This is a genomic window from Amaricoccus tamworthensis (genome assembly GCF_049800875.1).
Classification (GTDB): Bacteria; Pseudomonadota; Alphaproteobacteria; order Rhodobacterales; family Rhodobacteraceae; genus Amaricoccus; species Amaricoccus tamworthensis.
Map to the genome: position 1 here is coordinate 428,554 of NZ_JBNAFV010000001.1, position 18,297 is coordinate 446,850.

Below are 18,297 nucleotides of genomic sequence, written 5' to 3' on the forward strand. Positions count from 1 at the left end.
GGGCTGACACTCGCCATTTCAGTCAGGAACGCCCGACGAAACCGCCGGGCGCCCAGGTCTGGCCAGAATTGATTCGCAGCCGTACGGAGAGTTGGCGGGCAAGACTACCCGCTCAGGTCGAAGACACCCCGTAAAACTCGATCCTTCGGTTCAGGCTTTTGTTGTACTCGCTGGTGTTCGGAACCACCGGCGCGGTCTCACCATATCCAACGGCGCGAAGCTGATCCCGCTGGATGCCGTTCTGCACCAGGTAGTCCACCACGGACTGCGCTCGCGCCTGGGACAGCCACATGTTGGCATCATCCGATCCATCCGAGTCCGTGTGCCCCGCGATCACCACCCTCAGCTCGGGGCACCGCGCCACAATATCCACCACGGACCGCAGCAGTGGGAAGCTGTCCTCCTGCAGACGGGAACTGGCCCGGCGGAAGTAGATGTTTCCGGTGCGCGACAGAACCTCGAACCGGCCGGCACAGGCCTCGGCCGAGAAATCCCCCTCCGGCTCCAGCGCAAACGAGGTCGCCACCGGCGCCTCTTCCACGGCTTCCGGCGCCTCCGGTTCCACCGCCATCTCGCGACGCGTGAAATGCAGATCAAATGTTACAGTAGCCGACGGCACGATCTCCACACCACCCACGGCCTGCTCCAGTTTGGTGAGGTTCTCCAGCATACCGAAATCCGCGACCCCGATGGACACCGGCGTGATCGACGCCACCGAAACCCGCTTCTCGTCCAGCAGCGTCACCGCAACCTCCGCCACCATGTCAGCCTGCACACCATGGAACTCGAAAACAAACGGTAACGTCATGGCTTTACGTCGTTTTTCCGGCAAATCCGCCACCATGGCCGGCGTCAGCCGCATCGAAATGGTTGCTTCCGGGAAGCGGAAGGTCTCAAAGAACAGAAAGCGCATCCGCACGTTCCGGAGGTCCACCTTGGTGTCCACCGAGTCCAGCTGCACCGTCATGTTCACCTCGCCGCCGGGCTCGATACCGGCGTCAAAAGAGGCGAAAGAATTGGACTCCACCTTCAGCTGCCCGTCCGAGGTTTTTTTGATCGACTGATAGGCCAGGCTCGATCTCTCCAGGTTCAGATCCCAGCCCGGCGCGAAGGGATCACCCTGCGCCTGCGCCGTGTTCATGGAACACAAAAGCACCAGGCCCAGCACCGCCGCCATCAGAGCGGTCCAGCGGCACCCACGAAATTTCTCGGTTTCCAATTTTACCTCCATACTGAACATCAGCGTCCTTCTTCCGCCATTGATCCGGCTTCCACGGTGGTCACCCACCGCCATGTCCAAAGGCGGGCCCATCGCCCGCTCACGGCACATCCCCCGCCGGTCCTGGCTCACCGCCCGCGTCGGTGCCCGGCCTGAAAGCCGGGTCCAAACCGGGTTTGCGGTGCCCGGCGAAAGATGCGTCCAGGAAAGTTCAAATTGTAACGAACGTCTGTGACAAACGTCACTGAGCCCCATGACCCTCCCCCCTAATCTCAAACCAGACACTACAGACCGGACCAACAAACCGGCAGGGAAAAGCATAAACGAATTGACACGGGAAACGCAGTTTTTTTGAATTGGGACATGGCGGTACGCCACCAGGTTGCCAGAATGGTCGAAAAAAGGGCGTTTCAACAGATCGAGGAAGAACACAATGGAAGATGATCGCGCCCCAACCGGATCTTCCACCCGGTACAAAAAAACGGATGACGCCTCAGTCGACGACCTGCGCCGCGAGCTGTTCCTGAAGGATCCGCGGACAATGGACAAACAGGAACTGGAATCCATCCGCCGCGCACTCGGCGTGCCGGGCCGCAAACAGGGAGGCCCCTCCGCCCGCGCCCAGTCCGACGCCGAAGAGACCGGCGTACCGAAGCCCCACAGGGTGGGCGACCCGTCCGATCTCGCATCCCGCATGTCGCCCGAGAAACTCGCAGCCGCCCGCCAGGCCCGCGCCGACCGTATTGCCGAACGCCAGAGCCCGGCTTCCGGCGCCGCTCCCGCGTCCGACGATGACGCATGGTACGAGAAAGCCCGCACCGAAGCATCACGCCTCAGCGCACCGCCACCCCGCCCGGAACCTCACGCCCCTCCGGCCGCAATGGCGCCCGCACCCCGGTCCAACCGCGCCGCCGGTCTGATCGGGGTTGCCGCCGCCGCGGCCATCGTCGCCGGTGGCCTCGTGGCCCTGAGCGGTGGCATGATCTCAATCGACGATTTCATGCCCTCCGGTGGGAATACCGCCGATGCCACCGTCCTGACCTTCACGAAGGACCTGTCCGATACCACGACCGTCACCCCGTTCCAGACCAGACTGGCCTTCACGAAAGAGATTTCGGACACCACCACGGTTTCGCCCTTCCAGACGAAGCTAACCTTCACCAGGGAACTGTCTGACACAACGACCGTCTCTCCCTTCGCGACCAAATCAGCCGGGGCTGACCCCGTCTTTGAACCCGTCGCGCCGGTTCAGACCGTGCAGACCGCCGCCGCTCCAGATGCCGGTCCCGCCATCCGTGTCCCGGGTCCGAACAATGACGGCACCCTGCGCCCGCTTAAACCCGTTCTTGTCACGACCCTCGCACGACCAAACAACGAGTGGCGCGACCTGATCACCGCAACCGAGGTGGCACTGAGATCGGCATCGGAAGAAACCGCACAAGATCAGAAGCTTGCCGGCCTTTCCGACTCCACCGGTTCAGATGACACCCGCCTCGTCCCGCTTGCGACCGGCAACGCGGCAGACCCCGATATCGTTGCGGCAGCCCTCAAATCCATGACCGAGCAGCCCTCGACCGCTCCGGCCGATAATGGCAACATCACCGTCGCTGCCCGGATCATTGGCTTTGACGAGCCGGTTGTGAGCGAATACCCGCACCTTAACGGCAAAACCATTGCGGAGATCATCACGACCTCAACCCCGCAATACGCGCCCATCGAGGGCCTTCCGGAAGATGTTTGGAAAACCCGCCAGTGCAAGGACTGCCACACCTGGACAAAAGCCGACCTCTGCCAGCAGGGCAAACACTACCTGACCCCGGTCGGCGCGCCCGCCCTGAACCGCAACCACCCGCTTGACGGTTTCAAACAGCTGATCCGCGACTGGGCCGGCGCCGGCTGCAGCTAAAACGGAGCTGTCACCGTATCAACCCTGTGACTGGACACGCTCCGGTCGCAGGGTTTCCCTCGTCAGGCCGCCCGCCGCAAAAACTCCCGCAGCACACAGCGCGGCGCCTCTTCCCTCAGCACCAGGCTGTCCAGTTCCCGCCAGTCCTGAGCGTCAAACTCCGGGAAAAACGTATCCGCATCCGGTACGTCCAGATCCACTTCCGTAACAAGCAGCCGGTGAGCCATCGGCATCAGCCCAGAATAAATCCGCGCGCCGCCGATACCGTAGATCCGCGAATGCCCAGCCTCCCTGCACGCCGCGACCGCCTCCTTCAAACCGCTCACAACCGCATCCGCGCCGGACGCGTCAGTGCGCGTCACTACGCAGTTGAACCGATCCGGCAGTGGCGGCTCCGGCAGGCTCTCCCAGGTCCGGCGTCCCATAATCACCGCACCGCCCCGGGTCTCGCGCTGAAACAGCCGCAGATCTTCCGGCAGATGCCAGGGCATCTCACCATCGCGTCCAATCGCACCACCACGGGCACGGGCAACAACAAGAGAAATCATCTCAGCCAATCAGTCCAAGTGCCGGAAATGTCTCTAAAAGCCAGAATGACAGACTGCTGAACGCCCCGGTCAGCATCATGACGCCAACGATAACCAGCAACACACCCATGACCTTTTCGATCCGGCCCATATGCTTCTTAAGTCCGTTCATCAGCCCCACCGCCTGGCCCAAAAACAGCGCGGTCAGCAGGAAGGGCACACCCAGCCCAATCGCGTAAAACCCCATCAGCAGCATGCCGCGCTCAACCGAGCCCTCCTGCGCCGCCAGCGACAGGATCGCGCCCAGCACGGGGCCAATGCACGGTGTCCAGCCAAAGGCAAACGCGAGGCCCAGCACATACGCGCCCAGCACGGTGCCACCCTTCGCCCCGGACTCAATGCGCGCTTCCCGCGCCAGCAGTCCAATGCGAAAGACGCCCAGGAAATGCAGGCCAAACACCAGGATCACCACCCCGGCAACCATAGCCATTTCCCGCTGATACGCGAGCAGAAGCCGCCCAAACGCCGACGCCGCCAGCCCCAGCAGCAAAAACACCGTCGACAGCCCCAGCACGAAAAACCCGGCGGTCATGATCACACGTCCGCCCGCGCGTTTCTTTGAGGTCATGTCCTCCATGCTCGACCCGGCCACAAAGGCCAGATACGGCGGCACGATTGGCAATACACAGGGTGAGAGAAAACTCAAAACCCCTGCCGTCAAGGCAACAAACAGCGCAGGGAGAAGGGACGCATCCCAAATATCAATTCCAAACATACCGCCAACACGCCCCGGATAAAGTTTCGCGCAACCTATCTGCGGGAAGCCCCCGCGTCACGTCAACAGAATGTCATTGACCGATTTACAGAAGCCAAACGTCTGGATATTCCAGCTCCATGACCTGGAATGACGAACTCGACGCCCAGGGGCTGCTCTGCCCCCTGCCCGTACTCAAGGCCCGTAAACGCCTGCTGGCCCTGAAATCCGGCGAGGTTCTGCGTGTTGTCGCCGACGACCCGGCCGCGCTGATCGACTTCCCGCATTTCTGCAACGAACAGGGCCACGAGCTTGTCAGTCAAACCAGCCTCGGCCATCCCCGCCACGAATACCTGATCCGTCGGAAATAACCCCGTCGCCGGACGGCAACCCGGCTAAAGCGGAAACTCCATCTCCGCGATCAGTCCCGACGGCTCCCAGTGCAGCTCCATTGAGCCACCGGTTGCCATAATCAGATCACTGATCAGCCGTGAGCCGCCATGACGCTCCGGCGCCTTCACCGGCGGCCCGCCGCTCTCCGTCCAACGCACCCGAAACCGCCCGTCGCCCTCACCAGGCACCGCGACCCAGTCAACCGCGACCCGCCCCGTTTCCGCGCCCAGCGCCCCGTATTTCACCGAGTTGGTCGCCAGTTCATGGAGCGTCAGCGCCATGCAGGACAAAAGCTGCGTCGGCAGAACCAAGTGAAACCCGTCCAGCCCAAACTGCCGCTCGCCCCTGGGCGCATAGGCTCTCAGGATCGAATCCGAGAGTTCCTCCAGAGTCAGGTTTCCATCCTCGGGCAGGTTGATGGTCTGGAAATGCGCCTCGCTCAACGCCTTCAACCGCTCGGAGATCAAAGTGGCATAGGCCCCGGTATCCTCCTCCTCGCGCGCGGTCATTCGGATGACGACACTCATGACATTGACGATGTTGCGCAGCCGATGGACCAGTTCCTGTTCGGCCAGCCTGCGCACCCGGCGCTGTTCCTCCCGCCGCTCCGTCACATCGAGTTGCGAGCCAAAAAAATAGACCAGCGTCCCGTCATCATCGAGGATCGGCCCGATCTGGAGCGCGTTGACGAAACTGGACCCGTCCTTGCGGTAATTGTTGATCTCAACCGTATCGACCCGGCGTTCCTCGATGGCGCGGCGCACGGCATCCACACTTTGCGACGTCGTCTCCGGCCCCTGCAAAAAGCGGCAGTTGCGGCCAATTACCTCCGCCTCCTCATATCCGGTCAGATCGAGAAAGGCGTCATTGACGAATACTATCGGATTGTCGGCCGCATTGGGATCCGAAATGCACAACGGGATGCGCGCATGGCGCACGGCCTCGCCCATGGCCCTGTCGTTGCGAAGGTTCCATCGCACATGATCAGCAGTTATATCCAACGGAGTCTCCGGCGTCGTGTAGTTCAAACCTGCATTCCGCTCTCGCACGATCGCCAATGCGGACACGCAACCGGAACAGTACTCCAATAAACCTGGCTGTTACCAACCCGTCAATATCTCTCGTTAACCAACCGTTAATGCGACGCCCGCCCAAACAAAACCACCCGCAGGCGCCCCACGGGTGGTTGAAAACCGAAACGGTCTGGCGGTCGAAACCCGGCTCAAAGCCCCTTGGATTTGTACCCCGCCGCAATACGGTCGATGGACACCAGATACGCCGCAACGCGCAGGTCCGGCACATCCTCGCGGCTGTTCCAGATCTCCCGCATGGACTGATAGGCCGTCCGCATCGTGTCATCGAGACCGGAGCGCACAAGCTCCAGCTCCCCGGCACCGCGCACGTAGTCCTGCTTGAACTTCTCGGACAGCCCCTCGGACATCCCGGCCTTTTTCAACAGCCCGTCGATCTCGGTGACCAGCATCGCATTCTGGGCCTCCTCCTGCCGGCGCTGCATCCGGCCAAAGCGGATATGGCTGAGGTTCTTGACCCACTCGAAGTAACTCACGGTCACACCGCCCGCGTTCACATAGAGGTCCGGCATGATCACTACGCCACGCCCGCGCAGCGCCTCATCCGCCCCGGCCGTAACCGGGCCGTTCGCGGCCTCCACGATCAGCGGCGCCCTGATCCGGTCCACGTTGCCCATATTGATGGAGCCTTCCATCGCGGCCGGGATCAGAATGTCACACTCCTCCTCGAGCACACTGGCGCTGTTCTCCACATAGGTTCCACCGGCAAAGCCCTTGACGCTGCCGGTCTCAACGATGTGCTGCTTGAGATCCTCAATCGAAATACCATCCGGATTGACGATACCGCCGTCGAACTCGGCGACACCGGTGATCAGCGCCCCATCCTCCTCCGACAGGAACTTCGCCGCGTGATAGCCCACGTTACCAAGGCCCTGCATGACAATACGCTTGCCTTCGAGCCCGCCGGAAAGCCCCGCCTTGGTAACGTCTTCCGGGTGGCGGAACATCTCCTGCAACGCATACTGCACGCCACGGCCCGTCGCCTCGACACGTCCCGCAATACCACCCGCATTCAACGGCTTGCCGGTCACGCAGGCGGCCGCATTGATGTCGGTGGTGTTCATGCGGCGGTACTGGTCCACAATCCAGGCCATCTCCCGCTCGCCCGTGCCCATGTCCGGGGCCGGCACGTTCTGCGCAGGGTTGATCATGTCGCGCTTGGCCAGCTCATAGGCAAACCGCCGCGTGATCAGTTCCAGCTCATGCTCCTCCCAGTCACGCGGATTGATGCAGAGCCCGCCCTTGGAGCCTCCAAACGGCACCTCCACCAGCGCACATTTAAAGGTCATCAGAGCCGCGAGCGCCTCAACCTCGTTCTGGTTCACGCTCATGGCAAAGCGGATGCCGCCCTTGACCGGCTCCATATGCTCCGAATGCACAGAGCGATACCCGGTGAACGTGTAAATGTGGTTCCGCAGTCGCACGCCAAACCGGACGGTGTAGGTGGAGTTACAAACCCTGATCTTTTCCTTCAGACCTTCGGGGATGTTCGTGAGCGCAATGGCGCGGTTGAACATAAGGTCGACGGATTCGCGAAAACTCGGCTCTCTCAGTGGGGCGTTCATGCAACTTCTCCCTGGTCACGTGACTGTAATTTCATCACCTGGCAGAGATTGTAGAACACTCGTTAAGCAACTACTCAAGCCAAACAGCGTTTTTTCAGGAATTTTGTTTTTTTGTCCCACGCATGGGCTGCGCCGTCGCGGGATCGTCAGGCCAGAAGTGTTTCGGGTATCTCCCCCGCAAATCCCGCCGCACGTCCAGATAGGTGTTTTGCCAAAATCCAGGCAGGTCATTCGTCGTCTGAACCGGCCTGTGCCCCGGCGACAGAAGATGCACCAGCAGCGGAATCGCATCCGGCCCCACCACCGGATGCCGCGTCACCCCGTACATCTCCTGCAACCGAACCGAGACCGATGGCGCCGTATCGCCGTAATCCACCGGCAGCCCCGTCCCCGTGGGCGCCGTGATCTTCGGCGGAGCCAACCGGTCCAGGTCCTGCCGCGCGTTCCAGTCGAGCCGCGCCTCAAGCGCCGCCAGCAGATTGACCTTCTCCAGATCGCCCGCCCGGCGCACGCCCTGCAGGTACGGCACCAGCCACGTCTCCAGGTCCCGCTCCAGCCCCTCTTCCGTAAAATCCGGCAACCCCGCGCCCTGCCCGTTGACCCAGTTCACCCGCGCCACAAACCGCCGTGCAGCGCCGTTCCACGGCAGTGCTGCAAGCCCGAGTTCCCGCACCCCGTCGACCATCGCCGCCGCCACCGCGTCATCCGGCGCGTCCCGCCAGGCGTTTTCATCCAGCACCAGTGCCCCCAGCATGGTCCGCTCCAGCGCCAGCACCGCCCGTTCCCGCTTCGACCACTCGCAAAGCTGAACCCGCTCAATCCGCTCCGCGTGTATCTCCCGGATTTCAGCCATCCGCACCGGCAACGCCCGCCGGATCGTGGCCTCCCGCGGGTCGCCATCGGTGTCCGCCGCCACGACCATTGTCTGTGCCGCCAGCCCGTCGTCATCCCGAAACTTCGCGCCCTTGCCCCCCGAGAGCAGATATCGCGGCTTGTCCCCTTTGCGCCGCAACCCGATCCGGTCCGGATAGGCCAGCGATAACGCACCACCGGGCGACAGCTCACCCGGACCATCGCCATCCGGGACCAGCGCCCGCAACCGTTTCGCCTCCTGCCGTATGCGCGCCACGGCCCCGGCATCGACCCGCGCCGAGCCCTTCCGTCCCGCAATGGCCTGGAGGCCCTGCATCAGATCGGACTGCCCGCCATCGAGCACCGGATTGCGTTCCTCAAGCAGCGCCGCCAGATCCGCGCCGAGACGCGCATTCCCGGCCTCCGCCGCCCGGACCAGCATGTGCCCCAGCCGCGGATGCACCGGCATCTTCGCCAGCCGCCCGCCATGGGACGTCACACGCCCCTCCGCATCGAGCGCTCCAAGCTGCTGCAACAGCGCCACCGCCTCCTCAAACGCCGCATCCGGTGGCGGCGTCAAAAACGCCAGATCCCCAGGCGCCGCGCCCCAAACCGCCAGTTCAAGCGCAAGCGGCCCCAGATCAGCTGAGGCAATCTCCGGCGGTGGAAACGCGCCCAGCGCTCCTTCCTCGCCCTTCGTCCACAACCGGTAGCACCAGCCCTCCGCCACGCGCCCGGCACGCCCGCGCCTCTGTTCCGCCTCGGCCCGCGTCAACCGCTCCGTGACCAGCCGCGACATGCCCGAGCCCGGATCAAACCGCGACCGGCGCGCGAACCCGGCATCCACCACCACCCGCACATCCGGAATGGTCAGTGAGGTCTCGGCAATAGACGTGGCCAGCACCAGCTTGCGCCCGGACGCCAAAGGCGACAAAGCCGCCCTCTGCGCTTTCAGCGGCATGCTCCCGTGCAACTGCTGCAATTCCACGCCCTTCGGCAAACTCCCGGACAGCGCCTGCGCCGCCCGCGCAATCTCCCCCTGGCCGGGCAGAAAAACCAGAATACCGCCCTCCGTTTCGCCCAGCGCCGTCAGCACCTGGTCCCGCACGGCCAGCTCCAGCCCCGCACGACCCCGCCCGACCTGTCGCCAGGGCCGCTCCATCCAGCGTGTCTCCACCGGCCAGGCCCGCCCCTGCGACGTCACCACTGGCGCCCCATCCATCAACTCCGCCACCGGCTCCGCGTCCAGCGTCGCCGACATCACCAGAACCTTCAGATACGGCCGAAACGCCCCGCGCAGTTCCAGAACCAGCGCAAGCCCCAGATCCGCCGTCAGAGCCCGCTCGTGAAACTCATCGAAAATAACGCAGCCGATCCCGGCAAGCTCGGGATCGTTCTGGATCATCCGGGTCAGAACCCCCTGGGTCACAACCTCAATATGACTGCCCTTCACGGTCGCGCCACGCATCCGGTAGCCAACCCGGCCGCCCGGCTCCTCGCCCAGCGACGCCGCCAGACGGTCCGCCGCCGCCCGTGCCGCCACCCGGCGCGGCTCAAGCATGACAATCCGCCCCTCAACGGCGCCATGCGCCATCAGATCAAGCGGCACCCGCGTCGTCTTGCCCGCGCCCGGCGGCGCCTGCAAAACCGCACGGCCTTCCCGCGCCAGAACCTCACGAAGCTCCGGCAAAACCGCATCTATGGGAAGGGTATCAGGCGCACCGGCCATATCAGAGTCCGGCACGCCCAAATGGATCAGCGACGCTCGACGGTCGCGGCTCCGAACTTGGTTTTGGTCTCGATCCGTTGCAGACGCGCGTAGCCGCCATCCTCGGAATAGACGATCTGAAACCCGTAATCGCTCGACGAGAACGTGTTTTCCTCGCCCTCAAGCCGGGTATAACGCCCGTCACAGACCAGATCGCCACCGGATTCCCGTGCCGGAGCCAGCGCAATCCGCGACCGGCGTGAACCGTCGAAAATATCCACCTGCTTGTTGCAGATCCCCTCGACCGGCCCGTCCTTCAGAACGGCAAATCCGGCTGAGATCGGATCAAGCGTCCCGGCCTGCGAGGCCGGATCGGGCGAGGTGCTGCGCGGCGGCTCCACGGAAACCGACACCGGCGTGCCGCCCTCAAACTCAATCCTTGTCTCGCGCTCGGCCCGCGGCGAGCGCGATGTCACCTCAAAGAGTTTCGGCACCGGCCGACCACCGCCGGTAATCGCCCCGCGCGACGTGCCAACATAGTAGAAATCCGCAATCCGCCCGATCAGTCCGGTGGAGGTGACCCGCGCATCAGCCACATAACCATTGGCCCCGGTCTCACCTTTGATGCTGACCTCGCCCGCCTTGATCCCCGCTATGCGAAAATCGAAATTCTGCTCATATTTCTCCGCCAGCGCCGGCCCGCCACCCATCAGGGCCACGGCCAGTACGGTACCGGAAATTCGCGCATTCAACATTCTGGGCCCCCTGGCCGGTTGACATCGGGTTACACGGGTTGATCTATGCCGAAACCGGCTCTCATGTCGAGGATCGAACGGGCCGTTGACCGGTGAAACATGCGTGAGGATGGGCCGACTGATGGATCTCGAAACCATGTCTGAAAGGCTCCAGGAGGGCGACCGCCGCGCCCTGGCCCGTGCCATCACTCTGGTCGAATCCTCCCGTAAAGACGACAGAAAGCGTGCCCTGGCCCTTCTCGAACGCCTCCCCGCCCCGGCAAAGCCCGGCATTCGCATCGGCCTGACCGGCACGCCCGGCGTGGGAAAATCCAGCTTTATTGAGAATTTCGGACTTCGGTTAACGGAACAGGGCCACAAACTCGCCGTCCTCGCCGTAGACCCGTCCTCGGCCCGCTCCGGCGGATCGATTCTCGGCGACAAAACCCGCATGGAGCACCTTTCCCGCGACGCCCGGGCCTTCATCCGCCCCTCCCCGAGCCAGTCCTCCCTCGGCGGCGTCGGCCGCCGCACCCGCGAAACCATCGCCCTCGTTGAGGCCTGGGGCGCTGATGTGGTTCTCGTGGAAACCGTCGGTGTTGGCCAGTCCGAGACAATGGTCGCGGAAATGACCGACATATTTGTCCTTCTGCTCGCGCCCGCCGGGGGTGATGAGCTTCAGGGCGTCAAACGCGGCATTATGGAAATGGCCGACATCCTGCTGGTGAACAAGGCCGATGGCGACCTGAAAGCCCAGGCCGTGCGGACCTGTGCCGACTATGCCGGTGCCCTGCGCCTCCTGCGCGCCCGACCCGGCGACCCCAAAGGCTACCCCATGGCCGCAACCGTGTCCGCCATGACCGGCGACGGACTGGATGACGCGTGGTCCGCCATGACCACCCTTGCCGAAAAACGTCGCGAAAGCGGCGCCTGGGACCATAACCGCGCAAGCCAGCAGCTCGCCTGGTTCAACCACTGCGTCACCGCGGGTCTGACGGCCCGACTCGAATCGGATCAGGCCATCAAAACCCTGCGGGATTCACTGGTCACCGAGGTCAAAAACGGCGATATTACACCGGAAACGGCGGCGGATCGGCTCCTGGACCGGTTTGTTCCGCGAACTTGAGCCCGCGTACTTGACGAACCACCTGGGCTCGGCTATCTGGCCGCTTCGAGATTCAGGATCCCGGAGTTGCCGGGCAATCCACCATGACAAGCAATCAAGGCCGCAGGCAAGGCCCAGAGCAAGGAACAGAACCATGTCACGTCGCTGCGAACTGACAGGCAAGGGCGTACTGGTTGGCAACAATGTCAGCCATGCCAACAACAAAACACGCCGGCGCTTTCTGCCGAACCTGAACGATGTCACGCTCCAGAGCGAGACCCTCGGCCGTTCGTTCAAGTTCAAAATCTCCGCATCGGCCCTGCGGTCCGTTGACCACCGGGGCGGCCTCGACGCCTTCCTCGCAAAAGCCAACGACGACGATCTGTCCGCGAACGCGCTGAAGGTAAAGCGCGACATCGCAAAGGCCGCCACCGCCGCCTGATCCGCGACACTGATAGCCGCAAGGTTTCCGAACCCCGCCCCACCGGCGGGGTTTTTGTTTTGGTCGCCTTGGCCGCGCTGTCCCTCTTTGCAAAGACGAGGGTCGCACGCCCGGACTTGCACGCATCTCAAACCTCCCCATATTTCTCCCAACACTCACCACGAAGTTCGGAAAACGGATATGGGTTATGTAAAGACTGCGATGCTCATGGCAGCAATGACCGCTCTCTTCATGGGCGTGGGCTACCTGATCGGTGGATCGGGCGGCGCCGTGATTGCACTTGTCGTCGCCGCGGCAATGAACGTCTTCACCTGGTGGAACTCGGACCGCATGGTCCTGCGCATGCACAATGCCCGTCGAGTCCCGCCCGGCGACCGGCTGGGCCTTCACGCGCTTACCGCGGAGCTTGCACGCAACGCGGGCCTGCCTGAGCCGAAGGTCTACCTGATCGAAACGCCGCAGCCAAACGCCTTTGCCACCGGCCGCAACCCCGCGAACGCCGCCGTGGCGGTGACCGCGGGCCTGATGCAAAGCCTGACGCGGGAGGAGCTGGCCGGAGTTATCGCGCACGAACTGGCGCATATCCGCAACCACGACACCGCAATCATGACCGTCACCGCAACGTTCGCCGGTGCGATCTCCATGCTGGCCAACTTCGCGCTCTTTTTCGGCGGAAGCCGCGAAAGGATGGGGCTTGTGGGCACACTCCTGATGATGTTCCTCGCTCCCATGGCCGCGGGCCTTGTGCAGATGGCGATCAGCCGGACGCGGGAATATGCCGCGGACAAGGCGGGCGCCGAGATCTGTGGTCACCCCCTCTGGCTGGCCTCCGCACTGGAAAAAATCGCCTCCGGCGCGGCCCGGATCGACAACCATGCGGCCGAGCGCAACCCCGCCACGGCACACATGTTCATCATTAACCCACTGCACGCGCATAAACACGACAGTCTCTTCGCGACCCACCCCGCGACCGAAAACCGGGTGGCCGAACTGCGCGCAATGGCGGCACGGGGCGGACAGTCCGCGGGTGTTTCCAATCCACGGATGTCCGCCAGCAGCATTCCAAAAACAGGCAAACAGGGACGCTCCGGACCCTGGGGATAAGCACCAGCGTTCAGGTTGCTTGCATAACGCTTCAGGCGACACTCTTCCATGCCAGTGGCGTCAGATACACTATGCTGTCGCCTTCGCTGACCATCACCTCACCGTCCTGAATATTAACCTGAAGCTTCATCGCGCGGCCTGCGAGTTTTGACAGTTCACCCGTGTCCCTCGCGGAAAATCCTGTCACCTCGAGATTGTCGAAACGGGTCAGGCTGTTTTGGATCTTCTCCCACCACAGCTCAGCCGTCCTGCCACCGTAAGCATAGACAGCCACCCTGCCCGCCTTTCCACAGGACTGCCGCACCGCCTTCAAGCCGGGAAGCCCCAGGGCCACCCACACCTCCAGCTCGCCGCTCAGGCTTTTCTGCCAGATGTCAGGTTCATCCTCCGTCGAAAGCCCCCGCGTCATTTCCAGATGCTCGTGGGCATTCAGGGCAAAGGCGAGGATACGCACCATCATCCGTTCATCCGTCTCCGAGGGATGTTTGGCGACGGTCAGTTTGTGGGTCTCATAGTAGTGACGGTCCATGTCGGAGACCGAAAGCTCAACTTTATGAATGGTGGCATTTTGCGCCATGACAGGTCCCGATCACCGGATTTCAGAATGCCCGCTGCGTATGGTCCGCGACGAGCGAAACCGCAAGCTTTGCAAACGTCCTCTCCGACGTGTCCCCTGAAGCCGACCTTTGCCTTAAACCATCCCAATCCACTCGCAAAAGTGTCCGGCACGGCCTTTCAAATCGCGCGGCACTCGCCTACAACGCCCCCATGCCACCGCGAATACGGATGGCCACGGTATTTGCTCAAACCGTTTGTTTCAGTACCAGTGAACCCATGGGGGGTCAGATCATGAAAAGAAGTTTCCGCTACACAGCCGCCGCCGCAACCGCATTTGTCCTGACCGCCTCCGCCGCCGGAGCGGTCTCCTTCAGCCGCGCCGACGCCAATGGCGATGGCGTTGTCACCTACCAGGAGGCCAAACGCGTGTTCCACGGAATGTCCGAGGTCCACTACCGCAAGGCCGATACCAATGGCGACGGTGTCGTTGACCAGCGCGAATTTCCGCTGCTGAACAACATGTACGACATGCTTTACAGGAATAACCGGTAACACCAGTTTCGGAACGCACCGATGAAACTAAGGACCACAATCCTCGTACTGGCTCTGCTCGCCCCGGCTCCGCTCGTGGCCGGGGCCTCCTCCTTCAGCCGCGTCGATGAGGACGCAAACGGCGCAATTACGCCGCAGGAGGCGAAGTCCAATCTCAAGGGTCTGTCGGACGTTCATTTCAACAAATGCGACGCGGACCGCAATGGCGTGCTCGACAAAGGCGAATTCGGCTGCGTCAGCATGATCTACGACCGGATTTATCGCGACCGTTAACCCGATTTCACGCGTCAACAGGCTTGCCGCAGGGCGCAAAAGCCTCCATAAGGCGACGCTCCCTGCATTACGGACGACCCAATGACGCAAGCTTCCGCCAACGTAAACCTGATGATCAAGGCCGCGCGCAAAGCGGCCCGCGCCCTCGTGCGTGACTTCAACGAGGTGGAAAACCTCCAGGTGTCCTCAAAGGGCCCAGGCGATTTCGTCAGCCGCGCCGACATGAAGGCCGAGGCCACGATCCGCGAGGAACTCACCACCGGCCGCCCCAACTACGGCTGGCTGGGCGAGGAAAGCGAGGAGGTCCCTGGCAAGGACCCCACCCGCCGCTGGATCGTCGACCCGCTCGACGGCACCACCAACTTCCTTCACGGCCTGCCGCACTGGGCCATTTCGATTGCGCTGGAGCACAGGAAGGAAATCGTTGCGGGCGTGATCTACGACCCCGCGAAAGACGAGATGTTCGTGGCTGAAAAAGGCGCCGGTGCCTGGATGAACGACCGCCGCATCCGTGTGTCGGGCCGTCGCGACATGATCGACATGATATTCGCCACCGGCGTACCCTTTGCCGGACGCCCCGAACTCCCCGCCACGCTCAACGACATGGCCGCTGTAGCCCCCCGCTGTGCCGGCATACGCCGCTTTGGCGCCGCCGCCCTCGACCTCGCCTACGTGGCCGCAGGCCGCTACGACGGCTACTGGGAACGCGGAGTGAAACCCTGGGACGCAGCTGCAGGCCTCCTGCTCGTACGCGAAGCGGGCGGCTTCGTAGGCCCCCTGGTCGGTGACAGCGTGTTTGAGAGCCGCACGGTCATTGCGGCGAATGCAAACGTCTTCGAGCCGCTCAAAAACGTCCTTCCCTAAATTCCAGGTACGGGATCCGGCCTCATTCCCTGAGCCGGAGACCAACCCCGGCCGCCGTCATGCCGCCCTTTTCCGCCCGGTCAAACCGCAGATAGGCCAGCCCCTGGCCGCCCTGCACCGAATGGAGCGTGCCCACGGGCTTCCCGTCTACCTCGATCGGCGTGCCAGGCGCCACGTCACCCTCCACCTCAACCCGCGCCAATCCCTTGCGCAGCTCAGTCTTGTGCTTCATCCGGGCGGTGACCTCCTGCCCGACATAACAGCCCTTGCGGAAATCCACGCCGTGCAGGCGCTCAAACCCCTGCTCCAGGATATACGACTCGTCCGGCTTCAACTCCGCACCGCTCTCCGGCACGCACAGCTCCACCCGCCGCGCCAGCAGCACATCCGGATCCAGCGTATCCATGCCCTCCATGAACACACCCGCATCCTCCACAACGGCCCGCCAACCAAGACCGGCATCCCGCGGATCGGCAAACGCACCCCCGGGCACATCGCCCAGACCCACAACCACCTGACGCTCGGCCAACCCGACAGCCACCTTAGCGCGCAACCGGTACATGCTCAGCCGCTGTGCCAGAGCCTGCGCCCGGTCCGTCGCCACATCGACCAGAACGCCCTCCGGAGACGCCACCAGAAAGAAATCAAACAAATACTTCCCCTGCGGCGAGAGAAGTGCCGCATAAACCGCGGGCTCCGTCTCCAGCCGGCGCACATCGTTCGACACGAGCCCCTGAAGAAAATCCCGTGTATCTTCACCGGAAACCAGCAGAACCGTGCGGTCGGTCGCGTGTAGTGCCTCAGTCATCCCAAACTCCGTTTTGTCCGCATGTAATGCGGCACCGCCCGCGAAAAAACCCGTCAGCTCCCGGCAAACTGCAATCCGTGCAGTTCGGCATAGAGCCCCGCCTGGTCCATCAGATCCGCATGACTGCCCTGTTCCACCACGGCTCCGTTTTCCATCACCACAATGCGGTCCGCCCCGCGAATGGTCGACAGCCTGTGAGCAATCACCAGCGTCGTCTTGCCCTCCGACAGCCGGTCCAGCGCCTCCTGGATCAGCGCCTCCGATTCCGCATCAAGCGCCGAGGTCGCCTCATCCAGCATCAAAATCGGCGCATTCCGCAAAATCGCCCGCGCAATCGACAGCCGCTGCTTTTCCCCACCGGAAAAGGAATTTTCCGCCGGATTGATCCGCGTCTCATAACCACCGGGCAGAGCCTCGATAAACCGGTGTGCCGCCGCATCCCGCGCCGCCGCCTCGATCTCCTCCTGCGTGGCATCGCGCCGCCCGAAGCGGATGTTGTCCGCAACCGTTCCGGTGAACAGCACCGAATCCTGGCTCACCACCGCAATCTGCCGCCGCAGATCCGCCAGGGTCAGATCCCGGATATCCCGCCCGTCAATCCGGATCATCCCACCCGTCACATCATAAAGACGCGGCAACAAATTGAATATGGTCGACTTTCCGGCCCCCGACCGCCCCACGAACGCCGTCTTCGTTCCCGGCGGAATATCGAGGCTGACACCGGAAAGGGCCACATGCCCGTCGGGATAGGCGAAACTCACATCCTCAAACGCAATCGCGCCCTCGGCCTTCTCCATGTTTTGCGTGCCGTCCACCACGGTGTTTTCCACGTCCAGCACCTCGAACACCCGGTCGAGCGCCGGGCGCCCCTGCATGATCGCGGCAAATGTCCCGCCAAGCTTCCGCGCCGGTCCGGCCAGAATACCCACACCGGTCAGAATACCGGTGAAATCCGCCACCGAGATCGTACCCTCACTGATCCGGTAGCCAACAACGAGCAGCAGAACCGCAATCGCCAGCCCCATCAGGATCTCCAGCACCGGCGTCACCCGCGCCTGCCACTGGTTCTGCTTCACCCAAAGCCGGAACAGCCGCTCGAAAATCCCGTCCGCGCTCCGCCGGAGCGGCTCCTCAAGCTGATAGGTCCGCGCCACGCGAATGCCCGCCAGGTCCTCGTTGATCTCCGAGGACATGTTGGCAATCTCCGCCTGCGTGGATTTCGACAGCTTGCGCATCCGCCGCCCGATAATATTGATCGGAACGAGCGCGAGGCCAAAAATCAAAATCATCACAAGCGTCAGCGACCAGTCGATGGTCAGCATAAATCCCAGCGTCACCAGCAGCGTCGCTATCCCGGTCAGGCCGCTCTGCGCCGACCGCACCGTCTTGCCCGCAAGCGTGATGTCGGAGAAAAACCGCGCCGCCAGCGAAGCCGGAGCCTCCGACTGCAACCGCGCCAGATCCGTGTCCACAAGCTGTCCAAACATCGCACTGCGCATGTCCCGCTCCATCCGAAACACCGCCCGGTTCGACAGGGTCTCGCTGAAATACTGCGACAGACCATTGCTAATGGTCAGAGTAATCACGCCCAACGGCCCCCACCACGCCACCGAGGCATCCGCCCGCTCCAGCGCTGACATCACAAACTGGATGAATTTCGAATAGGCCCCGGTCGCAAGCGCCGTGACCAGCGAGAACAGAATGGACGCATAGAGAAGCCGCCGGTGCGGCCGCAGCCAGTCAGCCCAGAGCCGCCGCAGCGGACCAAAAAACGGGGTCTCCGGGGCTTTTTTTCTGCTCATTGCGCACTGATCCCGCCATCCACCGGAAATTCCCGGCAAA

Annotated in this window: 18 protein-coding genes; 8 read left to right on the top strand and 10 right to left on the bottom strand. The window is 62.9% G+C overall.

From position 1 onward, the window contains the following. Nucleotides 1-112: 112 nt before the first annotated feature. The gene (locus tag ACP15P_RS02110) at nt 113-1,219 is read right to left on the bottom strand and encodes an OmpA family protein (protein WP_424926836.1); all 1,107 of its coding nucleotides are present in this window, start codon (nt 1,217-1,219) and stop codon (nt 113-115) included. Nucleotides 1,220-1,652: 433 nt separating this feature from the next. Here ACP15P_RS02110 and ACP15P_RS02115 point away from each other — a divergent pair, with 433 nt between their 5' ends. After that, nucleotides 1,653-3,125, top strand: coding sequence for a hypothetical protein (locus ACP15P_RS02115; protein WP_424926837.1), 1,473 nt, complete (start codon nt 1,653-1,655; stop codon nt 3,123-3,125). Nucleotides 3,126-3,187: 62 nt separating this feature from the next. On the opposite strand, the gene ACP15P_RS02120 is transcribed toward ACP15P_RS02115, so the two are convergent. Both ACP15P_RS02120 and ACP15P_RS02125 read right to left on the bottom strand, forming a co-directional pair. Beyond that, nucleotides 3,188-3,673, bottom strand: a complete 486-nt coding sequence (locus ACP15P_RS02120; protein WP_424926838.1) for a dihydrofolate reductase — start codon at nt 3,671-3,673, stop codon at nt 3,188-3,190. A gap of 1 nt (nt 3,674) precedes the next feature. Then, nucleotides 3,675-4,427, bottom strand: coding sequence for a cytochrome c biogenesis CcdA family protein (locus ACP15P_RS02125; protein WP_424926839.1), 753 nt, complete (start codon nt 4,425-4,427; stop codon nt 3,675-3,677). Nucleotides 4,428-4,546: 119 nt separating this feature from the next. Here ACP15P_RS02125 and ACP15P_RS02130 point away from each other — a divergent pair, with 119 nt between their 5' ends. Continuing rightward, the gene (locus ACP15P_RS02130) at nt 4,547-4,777 is read left to right on the top strand and encodes a sulfurtransferase TusA family protein (RefSeq protein WP_424926840.1); all 231 of its coding nucleotides are present in this window, start codon (nt 4,547-4,549) and stop codon (nt 4,775-4,777) included. A gap of 24 nt (nt 4,778-4,801) precedes the next feature. Here the strand turns inward: ACP15P_RS02130 and ACP15P_RS02135 are convergent, their stop codons facing one another. From ACP15P_RS02135 to ACP15P_RS02150, 4 genes are all read right to left on the bottom strand, one after another. After that, nucleotides 4,802-5,800: a PAS domain-containing protein gene (locus tag ACP15P_RS02135; protein WP_424926841.1), complete on the bottom strand. Its 999-nt coding sequence runs from the start codon at nt 5,798-5,800 to the stop codon at nt 4,802-4,804. Nucleotides 5,801-6,021: 221 nt separating this feature from the next. Further along, the gene (locus ACP15P_RS02140; RefSeq protein WP_424926842.1) at nt 6,022-7,455 is read right to left on the bottom strand and encodes a Glu/Leu/Phe/Val family dehydrogenase; all 1,434 of its coding nucleotides are present in this window, start codon (nt 7,453-7,455) and stop codon (nt 6,022-6,024) included. A gap of 94 nt (nt 7,456-7,549) precedes the next feature. Beyond that, entirely contained in the window at nt 7,550-10,036 is a 2,487-nt protein-coding gene (gene hrpB, locus ACP15P_RS02145) for an ATP-dependent helicase HrpB (protein ID WP_424926843.1), read from the bottom strand. Between the two features lie 26 nt (nt 10,037-10,062). Further along, nucleotides 10,063-10,770, bottom strand: coding sequence for a DUF3108 domain-containing protein (locus ACP15P_RS02150; RefSeq protein WP_424926844.1), 708 nt, complete (start codon nt 10,768-10,770; stop codon nt 10,063-10,065). 121 nt (nt 10,771-10,891) lie between these two features. Here ACP15P_RS02150 and meaB point away from each other — a divergent pair, with 121 nt between their 5' ends. From meaB to htpX, 3 genes are all read left to right on the top strand, one after another. After that, nucleotides 10,892-11,875 carry a methylmalonyl Co-A mutase-associated GTPase MeaB gene (gene meaB, locus ACP15P_RS02155; RefSeq protein ID WP_424926845.1) on the top strand — a complete coding sequence of 328 codons (984 nt, stop codon included), beginning with the start codon at nt 10,892-10,894 and terminating at the stop codon, nt 11,873-11,875. Between the two features lie 133 nt (nt 11,876-12,008). After that, nucleotides 12,009-12,296, top strand: coding sequence for a 50S ribosomal protein L28 (gene rpmB / locus ACP15P_RS02160; protein ID WP_424926846.1), 288 nt, complete (start codon nt 12,009-12,011; stop codon nt 12,294-12,296). A gap of 180 nt (nt 12,297-12,476) precedes the next feature. Next, a complete protein-coding gene (gene htpX, locus ACP15P_RS02165; RefSeq protein ID WP_424926847.1) occupies nt 12,477-13,400 on the top strand; it encodes a zinc metalloprotease HtpX in 924 nt (307 codons plus the stop codon). Between the two features lie 31 nt (nt 13,401-13,431). On the opposite strand, the gene ACP15P_RS02170 is transcribed toward htpX, so the two are convergent. Further along, nucleotides 13,432-13,977: a YaeQ family protein gene (locus tag ACP15P_RS02170; RefSeq protein WP_424926848.1), complete on the bottom strand. Its 546-nt coding sequence runs from the start codon at nt 13,975-13,977 to the stop codon at nt 13,432-13,434. A gap of 272 nt (nt 13,978-14,249) precedes the next feature. Between ACP15P_RS02170 and ACP15P_RS02175 the strand changes: the two genes are divergently transcribed. From ACP15P_RS02175 to ACP15P_RS02185, 3 genes are all read left to right on the top strand, one after another. Beyond that, nucleotides 14,250-14,510: an EF-hand domain-containing protein gene (locus tag ACP15P_RS02175; protein WP_424926849.1), complete on the top strand. Its 261-nt coding sequence runs from the start codon at nt 14,250-14,252 to the stop codon at nt 14,508-14,510. A 21-nt stretch (nt 14,511-14,531) separates the two neighbouring features. Beyond that, nucleotides 14,532-14,783, top strand: coding sequence for an EF-hand domain-containing protein (locus tag ACP15P_RS02180; protein WP_424926850.1), 252 nt, complete (start codon nt 14,532-14,534; stop codon nt 14,781-14,783). An 81-nt stretch (nt 14,784-14,864) separates the two neighbouring features. Next, the gene (locus ACP15P_RS02185; protein WP_424926851.1) at nt 14,865-15,647 is read left to right on the top strand and encodes an inositol monophosphatase family protein; all 783 of its coding nucleotides are present in this window, start codon (nt 14,865-14,867) and stop codon (nt 15,645-15,647) included. Between the two features lie 22 nt (nt 15,648-15,669). Here the strand turns inward: ACP15P_RS02185 and ygfZ are convergent, their stop codons facing one another. After that, nucleotides 15,670-16,455: a CAF17-like 4Fe-4S cluster assembly/insertion protein YgfZ gene (ygfZ, locus tag ACP15P_RS02190; RefSeq protein WP_424926852.1), complete on the bottom strand. Its 786-nt coding sequence runs from the start codon at nt 16,453-16,455 to the stop codon at nt 15,670-15,672. Nucleotides 16,456-16,508: 53 nt separating this feature from the next. Beyond that, nucleotides 16,509-18,257 carry an ABC transporter ATP-binding protein gene (locus tag ACP15P_RS02195; protein WP_424926853.1) on the bottom strand — a complete coding sequence of 583 codons (1,749 nt, stop codon included), beginning with the start codon at nt 18,255-18,257 and terminating at the stop codon, nt 16,509-16,511. Nucleotides 18,258-18,297 lie beyond the last annotated feature (40 nt).

What these genes read in the sequence shown, in the direction of transcription:
- ACP15P_RS02140 (WP_424926842.1), bottom strand. Translation starts at nt 7,455, where the DNA reads ATGAACGCCCCACTGAGAGAGCCGAGTTTTCGCGAATCCGTCGACCTT.
- ACP15P_RS02115 (WP_424926837.1), top strand. Translation starts at nt 1,653, where the DNA reads ATGGAAGATGATCGCGCCCCAACCGGATCTTCCACCCGGTACAAAAAA.
- ACP15P_RS02185 (WP_424926851.1), top strand. Translation starts at nt 14,865, where the DNA reads ATGACGCAAGCTTCCGCCAACGTAAACCTGATGATCAAGGCCGCGCGC.
- ACP15P_RS02170 (WP_424926848.1), bottom strand. Translation starts at nt 13,977, where the DNA reads ATGGCGCAAAATGCCACCATTCATAAAGTTGAGCTTTCGGTCTCCGAC.
- ygfZ (WP_424926852.1), bottom strand. Translation starts at nt 16,455, where the DNA reads ATGACTGAGGCACTACACGCGACCGACCGCACGGTTCTGCTGGTTTCC.
- ACP15P_RS02195 (WP_424926853.1), bottom strand. Translation starts at nt 18,257, where the DNA reads ATGAGCAGAAAAAAAGCCCCGGAGACCCCGTTTTTTGGTCCGCTGCGG.
- htpX (WP_424926847.1), top strand. Translation starts at nt 12,477, where the DNA reads ATGGGTTATGTAAAGACTGCGATGCTCATGGCAGCAATGACCGCTCTC.
- ACP15P_RS02130 (WP_424926840.1), top strand. Translation starts at nt 4,547, where the DNA reads ATGACCTGGAATGACGAACTCGACGCCCAGGGGCTGCTCTGCCCCCTG.
- ACP15P_RS02120 (WP_424926838.1), bottom strand. Translation starts at nt 3,673, where the DNA reads ATGATTTCTCTTGTTGTTGCCCGTGCCCGTGGTGGTGCGATTGGACGC.
- ACP15P_RS02150 (WP_424926844.1), bottom strand. Translation starts at nt 10,770, where the DNA reads ATGTTGAATGCGCGAATTTCCGGTACCGTACTGGCCGTGGCCCTGATG.
- ACP15P_RS02175 (WP_424926849.1), top strand. Translation starts at nt 14,250, where the DNA reads ATGAAAAGAAGTTTCCGCTACACAGCCGCCGCCGCAACCGCATTTGTC.
- ACP15P_RS02180 (WP_424926850.1), top strand. Translation starts at nt 14,532, where the DNA reads ATGAAACTAAGGACCACAATCCTCGTACTGGCTCTGCTCGCCCCGGCT.
- rpmB (WP_424926846.1), top strand. Translation starts at nt 12,009, where the DNA reads ATGTCACGTCGCTGCGAACTGACAGGCAAGGGCGTACTGGTTGGCAAC.
- ACP15P_RS02125 (WP_424926839.1), bottom strand. Translation starts at nt 4,427, where the DNA reads ATGTTTGGAATTGATATTTGGGATGCGTCCCTTCTCCCTGCGCTGTTT.
- meaB (WP_424926845.1), top strand. Translation starts at nt 10,892, where the DNA reads ATGGATCTCGAAACCATGTCTGAAAGGCTCCAGGAGGGCGACCGCCGC.
- hrpB (WP_424926843.1), bottom strand. Translation starts at nt 10,036, where the DNA reads ATGGCCGGTGCGCCTGATACCCTTCCCATAGATGCGGTTTTGCCGGAG.